The organism is Terriglobia bacterium, assembly GCA_036496425.1.
In the GTDB taxonomy this organism is placed as follows: Bacteria; Acidobacteriota; Terriglobia; order 20CM-2-55-15; family 20CM-2-55-15; genus 20CM-2-55-15.
This window is the reverse complement of the sequence record DASXLG010000380.1, coordinates 1-3,930: the sequence shown is the minus strand read 5'-3', so window position 1 is coordinate 3,930 and position 3,930 is coordinate 1. Positions and strand designations below refer to the sequence as shown.

At 57.0% G+C, this 3,930-nt stretch carries 4 protein-coding genes; 1 reads left to right on the top strand and 3 read right to left on the bottom strand.

Going from position 1 to position 3,930, the window contains the following annotated elements; genetic code table 11:
* The first annotated feature begins 53 nt into the window (after nucleotides 1–53).
* Nucleotides 54–1,046 (top strand): 4-hydroxythreonine-4-phosphate dehydrogenase PdxA, encoded by a 993-nt coding sequence (gene pdxA / locus VGK48_28095; protein HEY2385055.1) that lies wholly within the window; start codon nucleotides 54–56, stop codon nucleotides 1,044–1,046.
* Here the strand turns inward: pdxA and VGK48_28090 are convergent.
* The 3 genes from VGK48_28090 to dxr form a co-directional block, all read right to left on the bottom strand.
* Complete coding sequence (locus VGK48_28090; GenBank protein HEY2385054.1) at nucleotides 1,007–1,453, bottom strand: Fur family transcriptional regulator; 447 nt, start codon at nucleotides 1,451–1,453, stop codon at nucleotides 1,007–1,009. The two genes, pdxA and VGK48_28090, sit on opposite strands and share 40 nt — an antisense overlap.
* Complete coding sequence (rseP, locus tag VGK48_28085; GenBank protein HEY2385053.1) at nucleotides 1,450–2,769, bottom strand: RIP metalloprotease RseP; 1,320 nt, start codon at nucleotides 2,767–2,769, stop codon at nucleotides 1,450–1,452. The genes VGK48_28090 and rseP overlap by 4 nt, the downstream gene beginning before the upstream one ends.
* Before the next feature lie 59 nt (nucleotides 2,770–2,828).
* Nucleotides 2,829–3,930: 1-deoxy-D-xylulose-5-phosphate reductoisomerase (gene dxr / locus VGK48_28080; GenBank protein HEY2385052.1), on the bottom strand; the 1,102-nt coding region annotated here is incomplete at its 5' end.

Below are 3,930 nucleotides of genomic sequence, written 5' to 3'. Positions count from 1 at the left end.
ACGAAGATAAGGAAAAGGAAAGTGAATCCCTCTCCTGAATGGAGAAGGATTTCATGACCCCGATTATCGGAATCTCCGCTGGCGACCCCGCAGGCATTGGCCTGGAAGTCACCGTCAAAGCACTTCCCCAATTCCTCGGCGCCGCGCGTTACGTTCTCTTTACCGACAGGCTGCATTTCGAACGCAGCCGCTTCGGCGATCTTCGCTTCCGTTGGATTTCCGGCCTCACCGAAGTGACCGACGAACCGCTCCTGTTCCTGATCGACGTCCCTGGCGCTTCGGCACCCATTCCCTGGGGCGAGCCGAGCCTTCGCTCCGGAAATCGCGCGCGCGCCTGCCTTGAAGCCGCGAGCGATGCCGCAGTGCAGGGTGCCATCGATGCCATTGTAACGGCGCCGGTGAGCAAAGCCGCGATCGGCCCGGAGTTCAAAGGCCAAACTGAATTCCTTGCCGCCCGCTCTGGAGTTGCCCAATTCGCAATGGCGTTTTTCGCGCCAACGTTTAAAGTCGTCCTGGCCACCGTGCACCTGCCGCTGCGGAATGCATTGGCAGCGATATCGACAAAGCAATACACCGAACTGATCCCATTCGTCCATCGCGAGATGCATCGATTCGGATTCGAAAATCCGCGGATCGCGATTGCCGCCATCAACCCGCACGCCGGCGAAGGGGGCATGTTCGGCAGCGAAGACATGGAGATCCTGCAGCCCGCTGTCCGGGCCTGTGCCGCATTGGGAATTCCTGTTTCCGGTCCGCATTCTGCAGACAGTCTGTACTACCGCGCGCACTCCGGAGAATTCGATGTGGTGATTGCTCCGTATCACGATCAGGGCTTGATTCCGGTCAAACTCATCGCCCACCGCGATTCCACCAATGTCACGCTTGGGCTTCCCTACATTCGGACGTCACCTGATCATGGAACCGCCTTCCAGATCGCCGGAAAGAATATTGCGGATGCAACAGGGATGGCCTCCGCAATCCGTTGCGCACTGGATTTACTGCACCGTCAGGCGCGGCAGTCGCGGCAGTCGCGGCAGACACCGTAGATTTGCAGTTTGTGGTCCAGCACCTGAAATCCCAGCTGCGCGGATGCGGCATCCTGCAGCGATTCGATTTCCGGATTGTAGAACTCGATCGATTGGCCGCATTCCATGCAGATCATGTGGTCGTGATGCTGATGATTGAACAGATGCTCGTACCGCGTCATGCCGTCTGCGAGTTCGATTTCCCGTGCGAGACCGCACAGCATCAGCAACTTCATCATGCGGTACACGGTGGTATAGCCGATGCGCGGATCGATGGCTTTGACGGAATGGTAGATGTCTTCGACGCTGCGGTGGCCTTCGTTTTCGAGAAATGTTTCGAGGATGAGTTCGCGGTGGGGCGTCAGTTTGAGTTTGTTCGCCTGCAGGTAATCGAGGAAAACCTGCATCTCCGGCCTCAGGGCCTTCACGGGATCGGCTTGGGAATGATCTTGATAACGTCGTTGTAGAGAACCAGAACCGTCAGCATCAGCAGCGCAACGACGCTCACCTGAATAATGCGTTCTTTAAGCCGCAGGCTGAGATCCCGTCCCATCAAGGATTCCACAATGAGCATCATCATCATTCCGCCGTCCAGCACGGGAATCGGCAGGATATTGAGCAATCCCAGATTGAGGCTGATCAATGCCATCAGGCTGATCAGCGTGGCGATGCCTTCGTTCAAAGCTTCACCCGACGCCCGCACAATACCGATCGGTCCATCGAGTTGATTGAGCGACGCCTTGCGCTGAAACAGCATTCCGATGACTTGAAGTATCGCCTTCCCGTATTCCATGTTGGTGCTGATGGATCTGGAAAATGCATCGGCGAGTCCCAGCTTAATCATGACCGACGGTGGAGGCTGCAAATCCATGCCGATATAGCGGGTGCCGTTCTTCAACACCGGCGTAATCTGCAGGTTCAGCAATTGGCCCTGCCGGAGTATTGTGATCGGGAAATTGGCGTCCGGAATCGCCTGAATGATGGTTTGAATCGTCTGCGCCGACGTATCCAAGTTAATTCCATTGACGACGGTGACTTCATCTCCCGGCTGTAATCCGGCAGCTTTTGCAGGCTCACCCCACACGGACTTCACAATGACAGGAAGATGAGGCCCCATGCCCACGTAACCCCGATCATTGGGTTCCTTCTTAATCGGCGTAATCGACGTCGAAATCGATTCCCCATTGCGATCCAGCACCATCGGCAAACTGGAACCGGAATTCAGCTCAACGCGCGCTTCCACATCCTGCCAATTTGGATTTTTCTTCCCATCGAGTGCGATGATGCGGTCTCCCTCGTGCACCCCGGCCTGATCCGCAGGCGATCCGGTTTCAACGATGCCGACTTTGGCCTCGCTTGCCAGAAACTCCGGGACTTCCCTTCCGTACATGAAAAGCCCGGTCAACAGAACCACGGCCAGGATCATGTTCATCAAAGGTCCGGCGGAAGCAACGAGGAATCGTTGCCATTTGGGCTTGGAGAGAAATTCGTGGGGCGCGCCGGTCAAAGACTCCGAAGGCGTGTCCCCAGCCATTTTCACATATCCGCCGAGAGGAAATGCGCTGACGCGATAGTCGGTGTCGCCGCGCTTGAAACCGAACAGCCGCGGTCCAAATCCGACCGAGAACGTTTCAATACGGATTTTAAAGTACCGGGCGACCAGGTAATGACCCAGTTCGTGGAGAATAATAATAATTCCCAGAACGAGAACGGCCGCGATAATGTCGGTAAAAACGCTCTGCATAGTCTGTCTTCAATTCTAACTGGAATGAAATGCGGATCTGCACCGAAATCTTCTCGAACCTAATGTGCCTGTTCCCTCACCCATTCTCTGGCAAACGTCCGCGCCCACAAATCCGCATCGAGAATAGCTTCGACCGAATCCGCCGCCGTGTGCGCCGCACGCGCGCAAAGCGCTTCTTCGATTAGACGCGGAATTCCGGTAAACGGGATTTCACCGTCGAGAAATGCGGCGACGGCGATCTCATCCGCCGCATTCACGATGGCCGGAGCCGTTCCTCCGATCTGAATGGCGCGATATGCGAGCCCGATACAGGGGAATTTCTCCGTGTCCGGCGGCATGAAATCCAAACGGCCGACATCTTTCCAGTCCAGGCGCGGAACGCAGGATTCCAGGCGGTCCGGCCAGGTCAGCGCGTACTGTATCGGTTGCCGCATATCGGCAGTTCCCAACTGAGCGATGGTTGAACCGTCTGTAAATTCCACCATCGAATGAACGATCGACTGCGGGTGCACCATGATGTCGATGCGCTCCGGCGGGATATCGAAAAGCCATCGGGCTTCGATGACTTCGAGGCCCTTGTTCATCAGGCTGGCCGAATCGATGGTGATGCGCCGGCCCATCTTCCACGTCGGATGATTCAAAGCCTCTGCCGGCGTGACGGATGAAAGACGTTCGGCTGGAGTATCGCGAAACGGTCCGCCCGACGCCGTGAGAATCAATCGGTGCACTTCACCCCGCTGCCCGGACCGGAGGCATTGATCCAATGCACTGTGCTCGCTATCGATGGGAATAATGCGTGCGCCGGTTTGCGATGCGACCAGACTGAGCAGTTCACCCGCCAGCACCATGGCTTCTTTATTTGCCAATGCGACCGTTTTACCGGCTGCGACCGCCGCATACGTGGGCACCAGACCGGCAGCTCCAACCGCGGCAGAAACCACCGTATCGGCTTCGGATGCCGCAGCGACCGCACGCAAGCCTTCTTCTCCGATGACGATGTCGGGCGTGTTCACGCTGCGCTCCCGGCAATGACGGTGAAATGCATCCACGCGCGACGGGTCCGACAAGGCCACCACCGCAGGCCGAAACGCGGCAACCTGCTCGGCGAGAAGCTCGATGGCCGAATGCGCGGAAAGCGCAAACACCTTAAATCGACCCGCA